The organism is Streptomyces sp. NPDC006259 (genome assembly GCF_042870975.1).
Taxonomy (GTDB): domain Bacteria; phylum Actinomycetota; class Actinomycetes; order Streptomycetales; family Streptomycetaceae; genus Streptomyces.
Genome location: NZ_JBIAHY010000010.1, coordinates 154,325 through 169,432 on the forward strand (window position 1 = coordinate 154,325; position 15,108 = coordinate 169,432).

Annotated in this window: 13 protein-coding genes; 5 read left to right on the forward strand and 8 right to left on the reverse strand. The window is 71.2% G+C overall.

The annotated features are described in order from the left end of the window. Window positions 1-302 precede the first annotated feature (302 nt). Window positions 303-1,469: a citrate synthase/methylcitrate synthase gene (locus tag ACFYO5_RS33790; protein ID WP_388716268.1), complete on the reverse strand. Its 1,167-nt coding sequence runs from the start codon at window positions 1,467-1,469 to the stop codon at window positions 303-305. Window positions 1,470-1,568: 99 nt separating this feature from the next. Between ACFYO5_RS33790 and ACFYO5_RS33795 the strand changes: the two genes are divergently transcribed. From ACFYO5_RS33795 to ACFYO5_RS33810, 4 genes are all read left to right on the forward strand, one after another. Then, window positions 1,569-2,831, forward strand: a complete 1,263-nt coding sequence (locus ACFYO5_RS33795; protein WP_388716271.1) for a citrate synthase — start codon at window positions 1,569-1,571, stop codon at window positions 2,829-2,831. A 135-nt stretch (window positions 2,832-2,966) separates the two neighbouring features. Continuing rightward, on the forward strand, window positions 2,967-3,908 hold the full coding sequence (locus ACFYO5_RS33800) for a sucrase ferredoxin (RefSeq protein ID WP_388716274.1): 942 nt from the start codon (window positions 2,967-2,969) through the stop codon (window positions 3,906-3,908). 161 nt (window positions 3,909-4,069) lie between these two features. After that, complete coding sequence (locus ACFYO5_RS33805) at window positions 4,070-5,740, forward strand: ATP-binding protein (protein WP_388716277.1); 1,671 nt, start codon at window positions 4,070-4,072, stop codon at window positions 5,738-5,740. Further along, complete coding sequence (locus tag ACFYO5_RS33810) at window positions 5,737-6,417, forward strand: response regulator (RefSeq protein WP_388716280.1); 681 nt, start codon at window positions 5,737-5,739, stop codon at window positions 6,415-6,417. The genes ACFYO5_RS33805 and ACFYO5_RS33810 overlap by 4 nt, the downstream gene beginning before the upstream one ends. Window positions 6,418-6,431: 14 nt before the next feature. On the opposite strand, the gene ACFYO5_RS33815 is transcribed toward ACFYO5_RS33810, so the two are convergent. The 6 genes from ACFYO5_RS33815 to ACFYO5_RS33840 all read right to left on the reverse strand — a co-directional run bounded on the left by ACFYO5_RS33815 (window position 6,432) and on the right by ACFYO5_RS33840 (window position 13,439). Further along, window positions 6,432-8,024, reverse strand: a complete 1,593-nt coding sequence (locus ACFYO5_RS33815) for a cation acetate symporter (RefSeq protein WP_388716283.1) — start codon at window positions 8,022-8,024, stop codon at window positions 6,432-6,434. After that, window positions 8,021-8,581, reverse strand: a complete 561-nt coding sequence (locus tag ACFYO5_RS33820) for a DUF485 domain-containing protein (protein ID WP_388716286.1) — start codon at window positions 8,579-8,581, stop codon at window positions 8,021-8,023. The genes ACFYO5_RS33815 and ACFYO5_RS33820 overlap by 4 nt, the downstream gene beginning before the upstream one ends. An 81-nt stretch (window positions 8,582-8,662) precedes the next feature. Continuing rightward, the gene (locus ACFYO5_RS33825) at window positions 8,663-9,346 is read right to left on the reverse strand and encodes a response regulator transcription factor (protein ID WP_356566874.1); all 684 of its coding nucleotides are present in this window, start codon (window positions 9,344-9,346) and stop codon (window positions 8,663-8,665) included. Next, a complete protein-coding gene (locus ACFYO5_RS33830; protein WP_388716290.1) occupies window positions 9,343-10,491 on the reverse strand; it encodes a sensor histidine kinase in 1,149 nt (382 codons plus the stop codon). The genes ACFYO5_RS33825 and ACFYO5_RS33830 overlap by 4 nt, the downstream gene beginning before the upstream one ends. Continuing rightward, complete coding sequence (locus ACFYO5_RS33835) at window positions 10,488-11,009, reverse strand: DUF1453 domain-containing protein (RefSeq protein ID WP_388716295.1); 522 nt, start codon at window positions 11,007-11,009, stop codon at window positions 10,488-10,490. Before ACFYO5_RS33835 ends, ACFYO5_RS33830 begins: the two co-directional genes overlap by 4 nt. Before the next feature lie 306 nt (window positions 11,010-11,315). Next, complete coding sequence (locus ACFYO5_RS33840) at window positions 11,316-13,439, reverse strand: DNA topoisomerase IV subunit B (RefSeq protein ID WP_356566869.1); 2,124 nt, start codon at window positions 13,437-13,439, stop codon at window positions 11,316-11,318. Between the two features lie 443 nt (window positions 13,440-13,882). Between ACFYO5_RS33840 and ACFYO5_RS33845 the strand changes: the two genes are divergently transcribed. After that, a complete protein-coding gene (locus ACFYO5_RS33845; protein ID WP_073492764.1) occupies window positions 13,883-14,107 on the forward strand; it encodes a hypothetical protein in 225 nt (74 codons plus the stop codon). Window positions 14,108-14,212: 105 nt separating this feature from the next. On the opposite strand, the gene ACFYO5_RS33850 is transcribed toward ACFYO5_RS33845, so the two are convergent. Beyond that, a complete protein-coding gene (locus ACFYO5_RS33850) occupies window positions 14,213-15,076 on the reverse strand; it encodes a S1 family peptidase (RefSeq protein WP_388716299.1) in 864 nt (287 codons plus the stop codon). Between the last annotated feature and the right edge of the window lie 32 nt (window positions 15,077-15,108).

Consider the following 15,108-nt stretch of genomic DNA (forward strand, 5'->3'; position numbering starts at 1 on the left):
CGTACGAGCACGCGTCCACCCGAAGACCCGTCCCGTCGCCCACACCCGGCCGCGCGCAACCGTTGAGCGAGCCGGCGTCACCCGGCGAGCAGCCGCGGCACCCCGCCCCTGCTCGATCAGCACCGATGAGGCCTGGCGCCAGAACGGCACCAGGCCGCACGCGTTTCCGGTCGCCCTCAGGACCGCCGGACCCCCGGTCGCCTTCAGAACCGGCCGACTCGCACCGGGCGGGCCCGCATCACAGGGGTGCACACGGCAGGCACCTGTCGGAACCGTGATTCGGCGGGCTGTCGTGCCCCGGCTCAGGCCGCCGTCACGGGGGCCGGCGCACGAGGTCCCACATAGCGCGCCGCGGGCCTGATGATCTTCTTGTCCTCCGCCTGCTCCAGGATGTTGGCGCTCCAGCCCACCACGCGTGCCGCCGCGAACGTCGGAGTGAACATCTCGCGGGGCAACCCGCACAGCTCCATGACGACGCCCGCGTAGAACTCCACGTTCGTGTGGAGTTCCCGGCCCGGCTTCAGCTCGGCGAGGATCGCCTCGACCCGCCGCTCGACCTCCACGGCGAAGTCGACTCGCGGTCCCCCGAAGCGCTGGGCGATCTCACGGAGCATGCGCGAGCGGGGATCCTCGGTCCGGTAGACGGCGTGGCCGAAGCCCATGATGCGATCGCCGGCGAGAACCCGCTGACGGATCCATCCGTCGATGCGGTCGGGGGTGCCGATCGCGTCCAGGGTGTCCAGCGCCCGGCTGGGAGCACCCCCGTGGAGGGGCCCCGACAGCGCACCGACGGCGGCGACCAGGCAGGCGATCACGTCCGCGCCCGTCGAGGCGACGACCCGGGCGGTGAAGGTGGAGGCGTTGAAGCCGTGGTCGATGGTGGAGATCAGGTACTGCTCGACGGCACGCGCCCGCTCCGGCTCCGGTTCGGCGCCCGTCAACATGTACAGGTAGTTCGCCGCGTACGAGAGGTCCTCTCGCGGTTCTACGGGGGTGAGGCCCTTGCCCAGTCGGTGCAACGCGGTGAGCAGGGTCGGTACGGCGGCGGCCGCGACGAGGGTGTCCCGCCTGCGCCGGTCCGTGTCGGTGTCGTAGACCGGCCGGAAGCCCTTCGCCGCGCCCAGCAGGGACAGGGCGGTCCGCAGGCCGGAGAGCGGGCCGGCACCCGCGCCCGCCGCCGCGACGGCCGGCAGGGCGGCAGCCACCTGGTCGGGGAGCCTACGGAGCGCGGCGGTCTCGGCGGCGAAGGCGGCGGCGCGGGACGCGTCCGGTAGGTCGCCCTGGACGAGGAGATGCCAGACGTCCTCGAACGGGCGGCTGTGGGCGAGATCGACGGCCGAGTACTGGCGGTAGTGGTAGAAGCCCTCGCGCCCCCGCACGTCACCGACCTCGGTGTCGGCGACGACGACGCCGGCAAGCCCCCGCGGTACCGCGACGGATGTGGCTGCTGCGGACCTGTTGACGGACATGGTCTCCTCCTTGGACTTGATTCGACTGTCTATGATTGACTCGAAGCCTGTCAACATTGATCCACTCAATGTACAAAGGTTGTGGATACGGTGACCCTCATGCGCGATCAGGAACCCGGCCCCGGCCACCCGGAACGACGGTTGACCACCAAGGAGGCCGCCGAGCTGCTCGGCGTGAAGCCCGAGACCGTGTACGCGTACGTCAGCCGCGGCCAGCTGAGCAGCCGACGCGTGCCCGGCGGCCGGGGCAGCACCTTCGACGCCGAGGACGTCGAGACGCTCGCGCGGCGCAACAGGCGGGAGAGCAACGGGACGCCGGGCGCGGGCGCCGAGCAGTCCGTGCGCACCCGCCTCACCCTCATCGACCAAAACCAGAACCGGTACTACTACCGGGGCGTCGACGCGACCGAACTCGCCGCCCGGCACTCGTACGAAGAGGTCGCCGAGTGGCTGTGGACCGGCCGAATGCGGCACGGAACCACGTTCACCGCACCGCGGGCCTCGGTCGAGGCGGCCCGCCGCGCGGTCGACGCACTGCCCGAACACACCGGCCCCACCGACCGCTTGCGGGTCGCCGCGATCGCCGCCGCGGTGGCCGACCCACTCCGCTTCGACCTCTCCGAGGGCGCGGTGCTCGGCGCCGCCCGCGGCCTCATCCCCACCCTCGTCGCCGCCCTGCCGCCGAAACTGCCCACCCACCGCGACGGCGACTCGATGGCCCAGCGGCTGTGGGGGCGGCTCAGCCGGCAGCCCGCGGCACAGGCACCGCTGCACGTCCTGGACGCCGCGCTCGCCCTTCTCGTCGACCACGACCTGGCCGCGTCGACGCTCGCCGTGCGCGTCGCGGCGAGCGCCCGCGCACACGCCTACGCGGCGGTCACGGCCGGTCTCGGGGTGATCGAGGGTCCGCTGCACGGCGCGGCGAGCGGGCTCGCGCACCGGCTCCTGCTCGACGTGCTCGATCACGGCTCCGCGGGGCCCGTGATCGCGGAGGAACTGCGGGCCGGCCGCCGCATCCCCGGTCTGGGACACCGGCTCTACGCGCAGGAGGACCCCCGGGCGCGTGCCCTCTTCGCCCTCCTGGAGGAGATCCCCGAGGCGGCACCCGCGCTGGCCGCCGCCCGCGACATCGTGGTCACGACAGCCCGGCACGCCCCGCTGCACGCCAACGTCGACCTCGCGCTGGCCGTCCTCACGACGTCCTGCGGGATGGAGGCGTCGGCGGGCGAAACGGTGTTCGCCGTCGCCCGGACGGCCGGCTGGATCGCACACGCCCTGGAGGAGTACGGCGAACGCCCGCTGCGCATGCGTCCGAGCGGACTCTATGTGGGCCCGAAGCCTCCCCGACCGCTCCCGGAGTAGGCCCGCCTCGCCGAGCCGGACGGGCGCGCGCCACGGTCGCCGGAACCCGGGCGGCACGCGCGCGGGTGCCGCCTCGCGGAACACATGCCCATGCCTGGAAGTCACCGGGCGTCAAGTCAGGTTAGGCTCACCTCTGTGAGTACGTGCACGACCGTCTCGCGGGACCTCGACGAGCCCATGCCGGGGACCGCGGCCACGGCGACCACCTGGCTGTTGCTGGAACAGCCCGGCCCCTGGGGTGCCAAGGCGCTCACGTCGAGCCACCTCGACCCCGCGCTGGGGCGCGCCCTGGAGGCCGCCGCACAGGGCACGGGCGTACGCGTCGCGCTCATCCGGCGCCCCGGACCGCACGCCGACTTCGGCACCGCGGCCGTTCGACAGGTGTACGCGGCCCACACCGTCCCCGGCGGCGTGTGGCTGCGCGGCGCCACCACCGACGACCCCGGCCGACTGCTGGACGTCGACTTCGCGGCGCTCGGCCGCGGCGACCACCGCTCCTTCGACACCGTTCTGGACGCCAGGGCGCACACGGGCGACCCACTCGCCCTCGTCTGCACGAACGGCAAGCGGGACCGCTGCTGCGCCCTCCTCGGGCGCCCCCTCGCCGCCGAACTCTCCGCGGGTGGCGTGGACGGCGTCTGGGAGGTCACCCATCTGGGCGGTCATCGGTTCTCGCCGACCGTGCTCGTCCTGCCGTACGGCTACGCCTACGGCCGCGCCCAGGCCCACTCTGTCGAGGAGGTGCTGCACGGCGCCCGTGAGGGTCGCGTCGTCGTGGACGGATGTCGCGGGAACTCGGCCTGGGAGCGGCCCGGGCAGGCGGCGGAACTGGCCGTGCGGAGGGCGATCGGCGAGTACGCGGCCGAGGCCCTCTCCGTCGTCCGCACGCGGGGGGAGGCGCCCCGCTGGGAGGTGACCGTCGCCCATGTCGACGGGCGGCACTGGGGGGTCGTCGTGACCCAGGGCGCCTCTCTGCCGCCCCGCCCGGAGAGCTGCGGGGCAGCGGTCCTCGGAGCACCCGCGCGGATGGACGTCGTGGCGGTGCGCGAACGCAGGCCGGCGGTTCTGGTCGGCTGATCGGCGGGTCCGGTCCGCACCACCGGTCCCTCCCGATCGGCCGTTCTCTGTTGGGGGCCGGCCGCGAGATGGTAGCCGAACCGTTTCCTCTTGAGTCGATCAAGAGATACGCACCACACACCCCTACGGCTCCGCGGGCCGGTCCACGTACCGTCGTGGGTATGAGCCCCACTCCCCCCGTCCGCCGCCTGCGCCTCGGGATGCCCCGGCGCGTGTTCTCGCAGGTCCTGCTCATGCAGCTGGCGATCGCCGCGGGAGTCGTCGTGCTCGCGACCGGACTGTTCCTGGCTCCGCTCAGCGATCAGCTGGACGACCAGGCCATGCGCCGCGCGCTCGCCATCGCGCAGACCACCGCGGCCGTACCCCAGATCGCCGAGGACCTCCGGCACACCCAGCCGTCGGTCGACGGTCCCGTACAGCGGGAGGCGGAGCGGATCCGTAGGGCGAGCGGGGCCGAGTACGTGGTGATCATGGACCTTCGCGGCGTGCGCTGGTCCCACACGGAGCCCCAGGAGGTCGGCGGTCACGTCTCGACGGACCCCAGTGAGGCCCTGGCCGGCCGGGAGGTCATGGAGATCGACGACGGCACCCTGGGCCGCTCGGCCCGCGGCAAGGTACCCCTGCGCGACAGCGGAGGCACGATCGTCGGCGCGGTCTCCGTCGGCATCGAGTACGACAGTGTGCGCGCCCGGCTGATCCACGCCATCCCGGGGCTGTTCGCCTACGCGGGAGGCGCGCTCGCCGTCGGTGCGCTGGCAGCCTGGCTGATCTCCCGCCGGGTCCTGCGCCAGACCCGTGACCTGGCCTTCTCCGACATCTCGGCGCTGCTCTCGGAACGCGAGGCGATGCTGCACGGCATCCGGGAGGGCGTCGTCGCCCTGGACCGGGCCGGTCGCGTCCGCCTGCTCAACGACGAGGCACAGCGCCTCCTGGGCATCGGAGACGAGGCGGTGGGCCGGTCACCGGACGAGGCACTCGGTCACGGCCGTACGTCCGACGTCCTGGCCGGCCGGGTGACGGGCACGGACCTGATCGCCGTCCGCGGGCAGCGCGTGCTGGTCGTCAACCGGATGCCCACCGACGACGGCGGTGCCGTGGCCACCCTGCGCGACCGCACCGAGCTGGAGCAACTGGGGCGGGAACTGGACTCCACGCACGGCCTGATCGACGCCCTGCGTGCCCAGGACCACGAGCACGCCAACCGCATGCACACGCTCCTGGGGCTGCTCGAACTGGAGATGTACGACGATGCCGTGGAGTTCGTCGGCGAGGTGGTCGGCGACCACCGCGCCACCGCGGAGCAGGTGACGGAGAAGATCGGGGATCCGCTGCTGGCCGCCCTGCTCGTCGGCAAGGCGACCGTCGCGGCCGAGCGCGGCGTCGCCCTGAGGATCTCGGACGGCACCCGGCTGCCCGACCGGCTGGTCGACCCGCGCGGACTCGTGACGGTCGTGGGCAATCTGGTGGACAACGCCCTGGACGCCGTGGCGGGCACCCTCCACGCGCGCGTGGAGGTCGAGTTGCACGCCGAGGGCCGCACCGCCGTCCTGAGGGTGCGGGACACGGGGCCGGGAGTCCCGGCCGCACAGCGGGAATCGATCTTCACCGAGGGCTGGTCCACGAAGAAGCCGCCGGCCCACGGCAAGCGCGGCATCGGCCTCTCCCTGGTACGCAGGCTCGCCGAACGCCAGGGCGGGCGCGCGTCCGTGAGCGACGCGCACGGCGGCGGCGCCGAGTTCACCGTCGTCCTGCCGGAGGCCCTGACCGAGGCCGAACCGGAACCCGTCATGGCCGCACCCGCGCGGAGCACGGTCGAGGAGGAGACGCGATGATCGAGGTCCTGGTCGTGGACGACGACATCAGGGTGGCCCGGGTCAACGCGGCCTACGTCGAGAAGGTGCCGGGCTTCCACGTCGCCGGCGAGGCGCACAGCGCGGCCGAGGCACTGCGCCAGGTGGAACTGCTGCCCCGGCTCGACCTGATCCTGCTCGACCACCACCTCCCCGACGAGACGGGTCTGGAGGTCGTGCAGGAGATGCGCAGGCGCGGCCATCAGACCGACGTGATCATGGTGACGGCAGCGCGGGACGTCACGACGGTGCAGGCGGCGATGCGGCAGGGCGCTCTGCAGTACCTGGTCAAGCCGTTCAACTTCGCGGGGCTGCGCGGCAAGCTGGAGGCGTACGCCGAGCTGCGCCGCACACTCGACAGCGGCGGCGAGGCCGAACAGGCCGACGTCGACCGCATCTTCGGCGCCCTGTCCGCGCCCTCGGAACCGGGGCTGCCCAAGGGGCACTCCCCCACCACCGCGGAACTCGTGCGACAGTCCCTGATGAACGCCGAAGGGCCCCTGTCCGCGCAGGAGATCGCCGAGCGGACCGGGGTGAGCCGCCAGACCGCCCAGCGCTATCTCAAGCTGCTGGAGCGCACGGGCAGGGCACGGCTCACCTTGAAGTACGGCGACGCCGGCCGCCCGGAACACCGTTACGTGTGGGCGACCCGCACCTGAGGAGAGCGAGGACCCTAGACGGCCCCCGCACCCGTCAGCGACCGTACCTCGGTCTCCGCGTGCCTGGCCTCGTCCGGCGCCTCCGCCGAGGTGACCGTGCCGAGCCAGCCGGCGAGGAAGCCCAGCGGGATCGAGACCAGCCCCGGGTTCTGGAGCGGGAAGACCTGGAAGTCGAGGTGCGGGAAGAGTGACTGGGGACCGCCTGAGACGACGGGAGACAGCACGACGAGCACCAGGGCCGGGACCAGCCCGCCGTAGACAGCCCAGACGGCGCCCCGCGTGGTGAAGCCCCGCCAGAAGAGCGAGTACAGCAGGACGGGCAGATTCGCCGACGCCGCGACGGCGAACGCGAGTCCCACCAGGAAGGCGACGTTGAGGTCGCGAGCCAGCAGGCCGAGGCCGATCGCGACGACACCGATGCCGACGGCGGCGATCCGCGCCACCGTCACCTCGCTGCGCGGTGCGGCGTGCCCGCGTCGCAGGGAGGCGTACAGGTCGTGGGCCACCGACGCGGAGGAGGCGAGTGTGATGCCCGCGACCACGGCGAGGATCGTGGCGAAGGCGACGGCCGCCACGACCGCGAACAACACCGTCCCTCCGGTGGAGCCGGCCCCGCCGCCCAGGTCGAGAGCCAGCAGGGGAACCGCCGTGTTGCCCGAGGCGTTCGAGCCGCGTACGGCGTCCGGGCCCACGATCGCCGCCGCACCGAAGCCGAGGACGATCGTCATCAGGTAGAAACCGCCGATGAGGCCGATCGACCAGACGACGGAGCGACGGGCGGCCCGCGCCGTGGGCACGGTGTAGAAGCGGGACAGGATGTGCGGCAGGCCCGCCGTGCCCAGCACCAGTGCGAGCCCCAGACTCATGAAGTCGAAGCGGGCGACCCAGTCCCCGCCGTACTTGAGGCCGGGTGCCAGGAACGCGGCACCGTGCCCGCTCCGCTCGGCCGCCGTACGCAGCAGCCGGTCGAAGTCACCGTGGAAGCGCACCAGGACGAGCACGGTGAGCGTGATGGTGCCACCGAGCAGCAGAACGGCCTTCACGATCTGGATCCATGTGGTGGCCCGCATCCCTCCCAGCGACACGTAGATCACCATGAGCGCGCCGACGCCGATGACGGCCCACGCCTGGGCCGCCTCGCCGGTGTCGCCGAGCAGGAGCGCCACCAGGCTTCCCGCACCCACCATCTGCGCCACGAGATAGAGCACGGAGACGGTGACCGAGGCCGTCCCCGACGCGATCCGCACGGGGCGCTCCCTCATCCGCGCGGCGATGACATCGGCCAGTGTGAACCGCCCGCAGTTGCGCACCAGTTCGGCCACGAGGAACAGCACGACGAGCCAAGCGACGAGAAAGCCCACCGAGTACAGCAGCCCGTCGTAGCCGAAGAGGGCGATGAGCCCGGAGATACCCAGGAAGGAGGCGGCCGACATGTAGTCGCCCGCGATGGCAAAACCATTCTCCATCGGCGAGAACAGCCGCCCGCCCGCGTAGAACTCCTCCGCCGAGCCATGCCGGCTGCGGCTCACCCATGTGGTGATGCCCAAGGTGATCGCGACGAAGACACTGAACAACAGCAACGCCAGCGTCTGATGGTTGCCGGTCACGCCGCACCGCCCCGTGCCTCACGCGTCAGTTCCTGGGTGTCCCAACGCAGTTCGAGTGCCGGCCGGTCCCTGCGCAACCGGGCGTGGCGGGAGTAGGCCCAGGTGAGCAGGAAGGTGCTCAGGAACTGCCCGAGCCCGGCGACCAGCGCCACGTTCACCGCACCCCACACGGGACGGGCCATGAATCCGGGCGCGGTTGTCGCCGTCACGACATAGGCGACGTACCAGAGGAAGAACCCGATGACCGCGGGAACCACGAACCGCCGGTACCGGCTGCGGACTTCCTGGAACGCCTCGCTCCGCTGCACCTCGACATAGACCTGGGCGGTCGCGTCGGCACCGTCCGCACGCCGCCGACGCGCTGCCGGAACCTCGGTCAGGGGCGGGTTGAGAGTGCCGGACTCGCCCCAGCCCGAGGCGAGCGCGTCGTACCAGGGGTCTTCGTACCGGACGTCCCCCGGCGCCTGCACGGTCGCCCGCCCCACGCCTTGCCCATGCTCGCCCGAACTGTCGGAACCGTGTTCGCTGCCGCGGGCAGGGCCGTTGCTTGACTGCATGCCCAAGGATGGACAGAACGGGAAGATCCCCGACTCTTCTTCCCCGCGTACTTCACCCCATCAGGTGACGAAAGGACCGATTCAGCCCGTCGGCGGCCGCACCAACCCCTTTTTGAAGGCGTAGAGCACCGCCTGTGACCGGTCCTTGAGCCCGGTCTTGGTGAACATGTTGTTGATGTGGGTCTTCACGGTCGCGGTGGACACCTGCAGTTCGCGGGCGATCTCCCGATTGCTGAGCCCTCCGGCGATCAGGACGAGCACCTCGGTCTCCCGCACGGTCAGCCCGTCGGGCGGTGCGGCGGGCATCTCCGGCTCCGGTTCGGGCGCCGAAAGACGCTCCAGCAGACGACGCTGGACGCTCGGCGAGAGTCCAGCGTCCCCGGACAGGACGCTCCGCACGGCCCGGACGATCTCGTCGCCGCCCGCGTCCTTGGTCAGGTAGCCCCGTGCACCGGCTCTGAGCGCCGGGAACAAGGATTCGTCGTCCCCGAAGGTCGTGAGCACCACGACCTGGGTGCCGGGATGGTCGGCCCGGATGCGCCGAGTCGCCTCGGCTCCGTCGCAGCGGGGCATCCGCAGGTCCATCAGCACCACGTCCGGGGCGAGTTCCGCGACCAGCCGCACCGCCTCCTCCCCGTCCCCGGCGGAACCCACGACCTCGATTCCCGGCAGCAGCCCGAGCAGCATCACGATGCCTTCGCGGACCACTGTCTGGTCGTCCGCCACCACGACCCGGGCGGGCCTCGCCTCCCCTTCCCCGGTCATACCGGCACCTTCAGCGTCACCACGAACCCCTCCTCGCCCGGTCCGGCCTCGAGCGAGCCTCCCAGCAGTTCGGCGCGCTCCCGCATCCCCAGCAGACCGTACCCGCCTCCCACCCCGGCGAATTCGCCCGGCGGGCCGCCCGAGTCCCGTACACACAACGTGACTTGATCCGGCCCGTAGTCCAGGCGCAGACGCACTCCGGCCCCGGGCGCGTGCTTGCGGACGTTGGTCAGGGCCTCCTGGGCGACCCTGCGCACGGCCTGCGACGCCTCGACCGGCAGCGGTCTGCGCTCCCCTGCCACGGTGATCCCGGCACCCCCGACCGCCCTCACCAGCCCGGTCAGGAACTCCTCCAGAGGTGTCAGTTCACCCCGCAGCGCGGAGAGCGCCTGCCGCGTCTCGTCGAGGCCGTCGCGGGCCATCCCGCGGGCGGCGACCACCCGTTCGAGGATGGTGTCGCGGTCCGCGCCCCACTCGATCAGCAGCCGGGCCGCCTCCAGGTGCACGAGTTGCGCCGAGAGGCTGTGAGCCAGCACGTCGTGGATCTCCCGGGCGATGCGGGCCCGCTCCGCGAGCGCGGCCGACTCCGTCTCCGCGGCTCGCGCGGCCCGCTCCTGGGCGAGCAGCCGCTGCGTGGTGCCCCGGGCCTCCGCGTCCAGACGGAGCGCATACCCGGCGAGGGCCATGCCACCGGTCGTGACGGCGGCGCCCAGCCAGCCCTCGCCGCTGACGAGGGCGAAGGAGGTGAACCCCGCGGCTGCCGGCAGGAGAGCGGCAGCCAGGGGCAGTCGCTCCACTGCCACGATCGCGGACCCGCACCACAGAACGGAGGCCGGCGTCTCGAATCCCGCGGCACGGACACCGTAGGCGAGCGCCAGCAGTCCTAGCAGCAGGCTCACAGACGGCCACAGCCGGTGCTCAAGGGTCAGGCGGAAGAACGCCCAGGCCATCATGACGGCCACGAGGACCGCGCCGAGCCCGGCGACTGCCGTCCAGCCATGCACACGGTTGTCGTGGAAGGCGCTCCAGAACAGGAACCCGGCCACCAGGAGCCGTGCGGCCCAGGCGAGCAGGCGCCTCGGGCGTGGGATCCCCTCGCGGTCGAGGGCCTCGCGGGAGGGCCAGCGCAGGATGGCGTCCTTCATCGCACGCGTTCCTTCCGCGACGGCCGGTGCGCGGCGTCACCGTACGCGGGGGCAGGGGTCCGGTCCAGGGTCCGCACCCGCCAGGTCAGGATCCCGGAGCGGACGAGCAGGGTGGCGGCGAGAGCTATCAGCAAGGCCGAGCTGCCCTGATGGACGCCCGCGCCGGCGCCGTAGGCGAACAGAGCCACGCGCAGGCCGATGCCGATGGCCCAGACGGCCACGCTCGCCCTGGTGCTCTTGCTCCACACCGCGCCGTCCGCCTCCACCCATATGCGCGTGGTCCAAGCCCAGCCGGCTCCTGTGGCGAGGCCGACGAGCACCTCCGCGGTGAGTATCGCAACGGACGCCGTGGGGTGGTGGGCATCGAGGAGGCCGGGCTCGCGCAGGCCCACGACGGCGAGGATCCCGGGCAGGAGCCACCAGCGCCGGTCGGTGTCGACGCGGACGGCGCGGAACTGCCTCACGATCACCACAGCGGCCACGGCCACGATCAGCAGTGCGTTGACGAGCCCGGACATCACAGCCTCCGTGAGCGGGAAGAAGGCGTCGACAGCAAGCGCTGTCGACGCCTTCGACGCTACGGAAATGCCCGGGCCGGGAGATCGGACTGCGGGTGGATCATGGGTGGATCTCAGCGAGCCGCGCTCTCCACCGACGGGTGGAGACCCTCCCCGCCCGAAGGCGGAAACACCGGGCGGGGCCAACCGTGACTCCGGGTCGGCCCCGCCGGACGGGCACCGCCCGACGGACCCGCCCGGCCCCGCCCGACGCACCACCGCCCGACCTCGCCGGACGGACACCGTCCGTCCGGTCAGCGGCAGCGCCTACGTGTCGATCCGGGACCGGTCCAGCGTCGCCGCCGAGCTGGAGATGAACTCCTTGCGCGGCGCCACGTCGTTCCCCATCAGGAGATCGAACACGCGTTCGGCAGATTCCAGGTCCGAGAGGTTGATCCGGCGCAGGGTGCGGTGACGCGGGTCCATCGTGGTCTCGGCCAGCTGGTCGGCGTCCATCTCGCCGAGACCCTTGTACCGCTGGATGGAGTCCTTGTACCGGACGCCCTTGCTCTGGAGCGCCATGAGCTTGTCCCGCAGTTCGCGGTCCGAGTACGTGTACACGTACTTGTCCTGCCCCTTCTTGGGCTGGACCAGCTCGATACGGTGCAGCGGCGGCACCGCCGCGAACACCCGTCCGGCCTCCACCATGGGCCGCATGTAGCGCTGGAACAGCGTCAGCAGCAGGCACCGGATGTGGGAGCCGTCGACATCGGCGTCGGTCATCATGATGATCTTGCCGTAACGGGCCGCGTCGATGTCGAAGGTCCGCCCGGAGCCGGCTCCTATGACCTGGATGATCGCACCGCACTCGGCGTTCTTGAGCATGTCGGTCACGGACGACTTCTGGACGTTGAGGATCTTGCCCCGGATCGGCAGGAGCGCCTGGAACTCGGAGTTCCGTGCGAGTTTCGCCGTGCCGAGCGCGGAGTCGCCCTCGACGATGAACAGCTCGCTGCGGTCGACGTCGTCGCTGCGGCAGTCGGCGAGCTTGGCAGGCAGGGAGGAGGACTCCAGGGCCGTCTTACGCCGCTGGGCGTCCTTGTGCTGCCGCGCCGCGATGCGCGTGCGCGCGGCGGCAACCGCCTTCTCCATGACAACCCGCGCCTGGGCCGCGGCGTCCCGCTTGGTGGATGTCAGGAACGCCTTGAGTTCCCTGGAGATCACGGTGTTCACGATGCGGCGGGCCGCCGAGGTGCCCAGGACCTCCTTGGTCTGGCCCTCGAACTGGGGCTCGGCGAGCCGGACGGTGACGACCGCCGTCAGGCCCTCCAGGGCGTCGTCCTTCACGATGTCGTCCTCGGCCACCCGTAGCAGCTTCTTGCTGCGCAGCACCTCGTTCATCGTCTTGACGACGGCCTGTTCGAACCCCGCCACATGAGTGCCGCCCTTGGGGGTGGCGATGATGTTGACGAAGGACCGGAGCGTCGTGTCGTACCCGGTACCCCAGCGCAGCGCGACGTCGACGCCCAGCTCGCGGGTGACCTCCGTCGGCGTCATCTGGCCGTGGTCGTCCAGGACGGGGACCGTCTCCTTGAAGGAGCCCTGCCCCGTGAAACGGAGGACGTCGCAGACGGGCTTGTCCGAGGCCAGGTACTCACAGAACTCGCTGATGCCGCCGTCGAAGCGGAAGGACTCCTCGCCCTTGCTGCCCCCGTCGCCCAGGCCGTATTCGTCACGGACGACAATCGTCAGGCCGGGCACCAGGAAAGCGGTCTGGCGGGCGCGCTGGTGGAGGTGTTCCAGGGAGAGCTTGGCGTCCTTGAGGAAGATCTGCCGGTCGGCCCAGTAACGCACGCGCGTGCCGCTGCGGGTCCTGGGGATTCGCTTGGTCTTGCGCAGACCGCTCGCGGGCTCGAACTTCGCGTCGGCCCCGTCACCGGCGAACGCGCCGGGGACCCCTCGGCGGAAGCTGATCGCATGGGTGTGACCACCCCGGTCCACCTCGACGTCGAGCCGGGCGGACAGGGCGTTCACCACCGAGGCGCCGACGCCGTGAAGACCGCCGGAGGCGGCGTACGAGCCACCGCCGAACTTGCCGCCGGCGTGCAGCTTGGTCATGACGACCTCGACACCGGACAGACCGGTCTTGGGCTCGACGTCGACGGGGATGCCCCGGCCGTTGTCCCGGACCTCGACGGAGCCGTCGTCGTGAAGGATCACCTCGATGTGGTCGCCGTAGCTGCCGAGGGCTTCGTCGACGGAGTTGTCGATGATCTCCCAGAGGCAGTGCATGAGGCCACGACTGTCGGTGGACCCGATGTACATACCCGGGCGCTTGCGTACGGCCTCGAGGCCTTCGAGGACGAGCAGGTGCCGCGCGGTGTAGTTGGAACCGTCCCGGTCTGCTCCTGCCAGCAGCGCTGTGGACGGCACGGACGTATCGGCGGTCACGCGGTTCGCTCCTCGCTGAATTTCAGATGGGCCCTCACGGGGTAAGGGCGCGGCTTCGGTCGCCGCAAAGAGGGTACCGAGGCCTGGTAGAGCCGTTGTCACGCCACCCTCCCCGGAACTCACACTAGTCCAGCGTCGTATGAGTGTTCGATCCCTCGATGGAGTGAAGTGCATATCACGTTCCCTTCGAGGCATGAACCATTTAGGCTCCGGGCACGTCCTCATGAACAAACCGGCAATCCAGCCGGCAGGACAGGACCGTGACCGACAGCGCGAAACCGTACGACCCGACAGATACGTAATACGGCACATTCGCCGCCAAACCGGCAGCAGACGGCCGCCTCGAAAGATTTTTTCGAGGAGAAGCCACGAGCGGGAACGTTTTGGGGCTGGTTGGATGTTGACCCTGGTACGACAGCTCGTCGAGCTAGAGAAGAGGCGACGTGACTACTGTTCTGACCCCCGCGAGCCCGATGACGGCCGCTGACCGCTGCGACCGCTGCGGCGCCCAGGCGTACGTGCGCGTCGTCCTGCTCAGCGGCGGAGAACTGCTCTTCTGCGCCCACCACGGTCGCAAGTTCGAGCCGGAACTCAAGAAGATCGCCGCTGAGATACAGGACGAGACGGAGCGACTGACCGCCGTTCCCGCCTCAGAAGAGGAACGCTGACAGTTCGCGTTCAACGACGACGAGCCACAACCGGCACAGGCTGGTAGCGGGCGGCCGCCCCCTGCATCCCAGGGGGCGGCCGCCCGCACTCGTTCGAGAACCCGCTCAGCCCTCGTGTGACGCTCGGGCAGCGCCCGGCAGCGCGGCTTCCCAGCGCAGCGTCCGGACGATGTCCGACACCCGGGTGTAGACGCCGGGGCTGCCCGCGCGCCCGCATCCGCTTCCCCAGGACACCAGACCGATCAGCCGGCCCCGGGCGACCAGCGGCCCGCCGCTGTCCCCCTGACAGGAGTCGGGACCGCCCCGCGTCTCCCCCGCGCACAGCATGGTCCGCGCCCGGTAGGAACCGTCGGCCGGTCCCGGGTACGCGTTCTCGCAGACGCTGTCCCGCAGCACATGCAGACGCGCGGCCCGCAGCCCGTGGGCGTAGGAGCCGACTCCCGTGGTGTCCCCCCAGCCGTAGACCATGGCTTCCGTCCCGGGTTCGTACGCCGGATCACCGACGCCTGTCATCGCGATGACGGAGGCCGGTGGAAGCGGCTCGGCCAGTTTGAGCACGGCGAAGTCGCCGGAATTGCTGTAGCTGTCATAGGCGGGATTCATCCAGATCTCCTTCACGGCGATCTCCTGGCCCGCGTCCGAGTAGAGGTCCGTGCGGCCCGCGACGACCTTCAGGTCGCGCGCCCGGCCCGGAGGGACCCCCAGGACTTCCTCTCCCATGCAGTGGGCGGCGGTGAGCACCGTGGTCGGGCCGACGGCCACTCCTCCGCAGAACTGCCCGGACCGCGTACCTCCGAACCGGTCACGGCTGGAGAGGGCGACGGTCCAGGGGCTGCCCGAGACATCGACCGGGAAGCCCCCCACGACACCGTCGGAGGCCGCCGGGGCGGCGGAGACCAGCGGTATGACCATGACCGCGGCCGCCAGGACCAGCGGCCTGGCCAGCACCCGGGCAAAGGGACGACGCATGCACGCTCCTCACTCTGAAGTGATCGATGGAC

Excerpts from the sequence above, each read along its gene's own strand:
- ACFYO5_RS33790 (WP_388716268.1), bottom strand. The coding sequence starts at position 1,469 with ATGTCCGTCAACAGGTCCGCAGCAGCCACATCCGTCGCGGTACCGCGG.
- ACFYO5_RS33795 (WP_388716271.1), top strand. The coding sequence starts at position 1,569 with ATGCGCGATCAGGAACCCGGCCCCGGCCACCCGGAACGACGGTTGACC.
- ACFYO5_RS33805 (WP_388716277.1), top strand. The coding sequence starts at position 4,070 with ATGAGCCCCACTCCCCCCGTCCGCCGCCTGCGCCTCGGGATGCCCCGG.
- ACFYO5_RS33810 (WP_388716280.1), top strand. The coding sequence starts at position 5,737 with ATGATCGAGGTCCTGGTCGTGGACGACGACATCAGGGTGGCCCGGGTC.
- ACFYO5_RS33820 (WP_388716286.1), bottom strand. The coding sequence starts at position 8,581 with ATGCAGTCAAGCAACGGCCCTGCCCGCGGCAGCGAACACGGTTCCGAC.
- ACFYO5_RS33825 (WP_356566874.1), bottom strand. The coding sequence starts at position 9,346 with ATGACCGGGGAAGGGGAGGCGAGGCCCGCCCGGGTCGTGGTGGCGGAC.
- ACFYO5_RS33830 (WP_388716290.1), bottom strand. The coding sequence starts at position 10,491 with ATGAAGGACGCCATCCTGCGCTGGCCCTCCCGCGAGGCCCTCGACCGC.
- ACFYO5_RS33835 (WP_388716295.1), bottom strand. The coding sequence starts at position 11,009 with ATGTCCGGGCTCGTCAACGCACTGCTGATCGTGGCCGTGGCCGCTGTG.
- ACFYO5_RS33850 (WP_388716299.1), bottom strand. The coding sequence starts at position 15,076 with ATGCGTCGTCCCTTTGCCCGGGTGCTGGCCAGGCCGCTGGTCCTGGCG.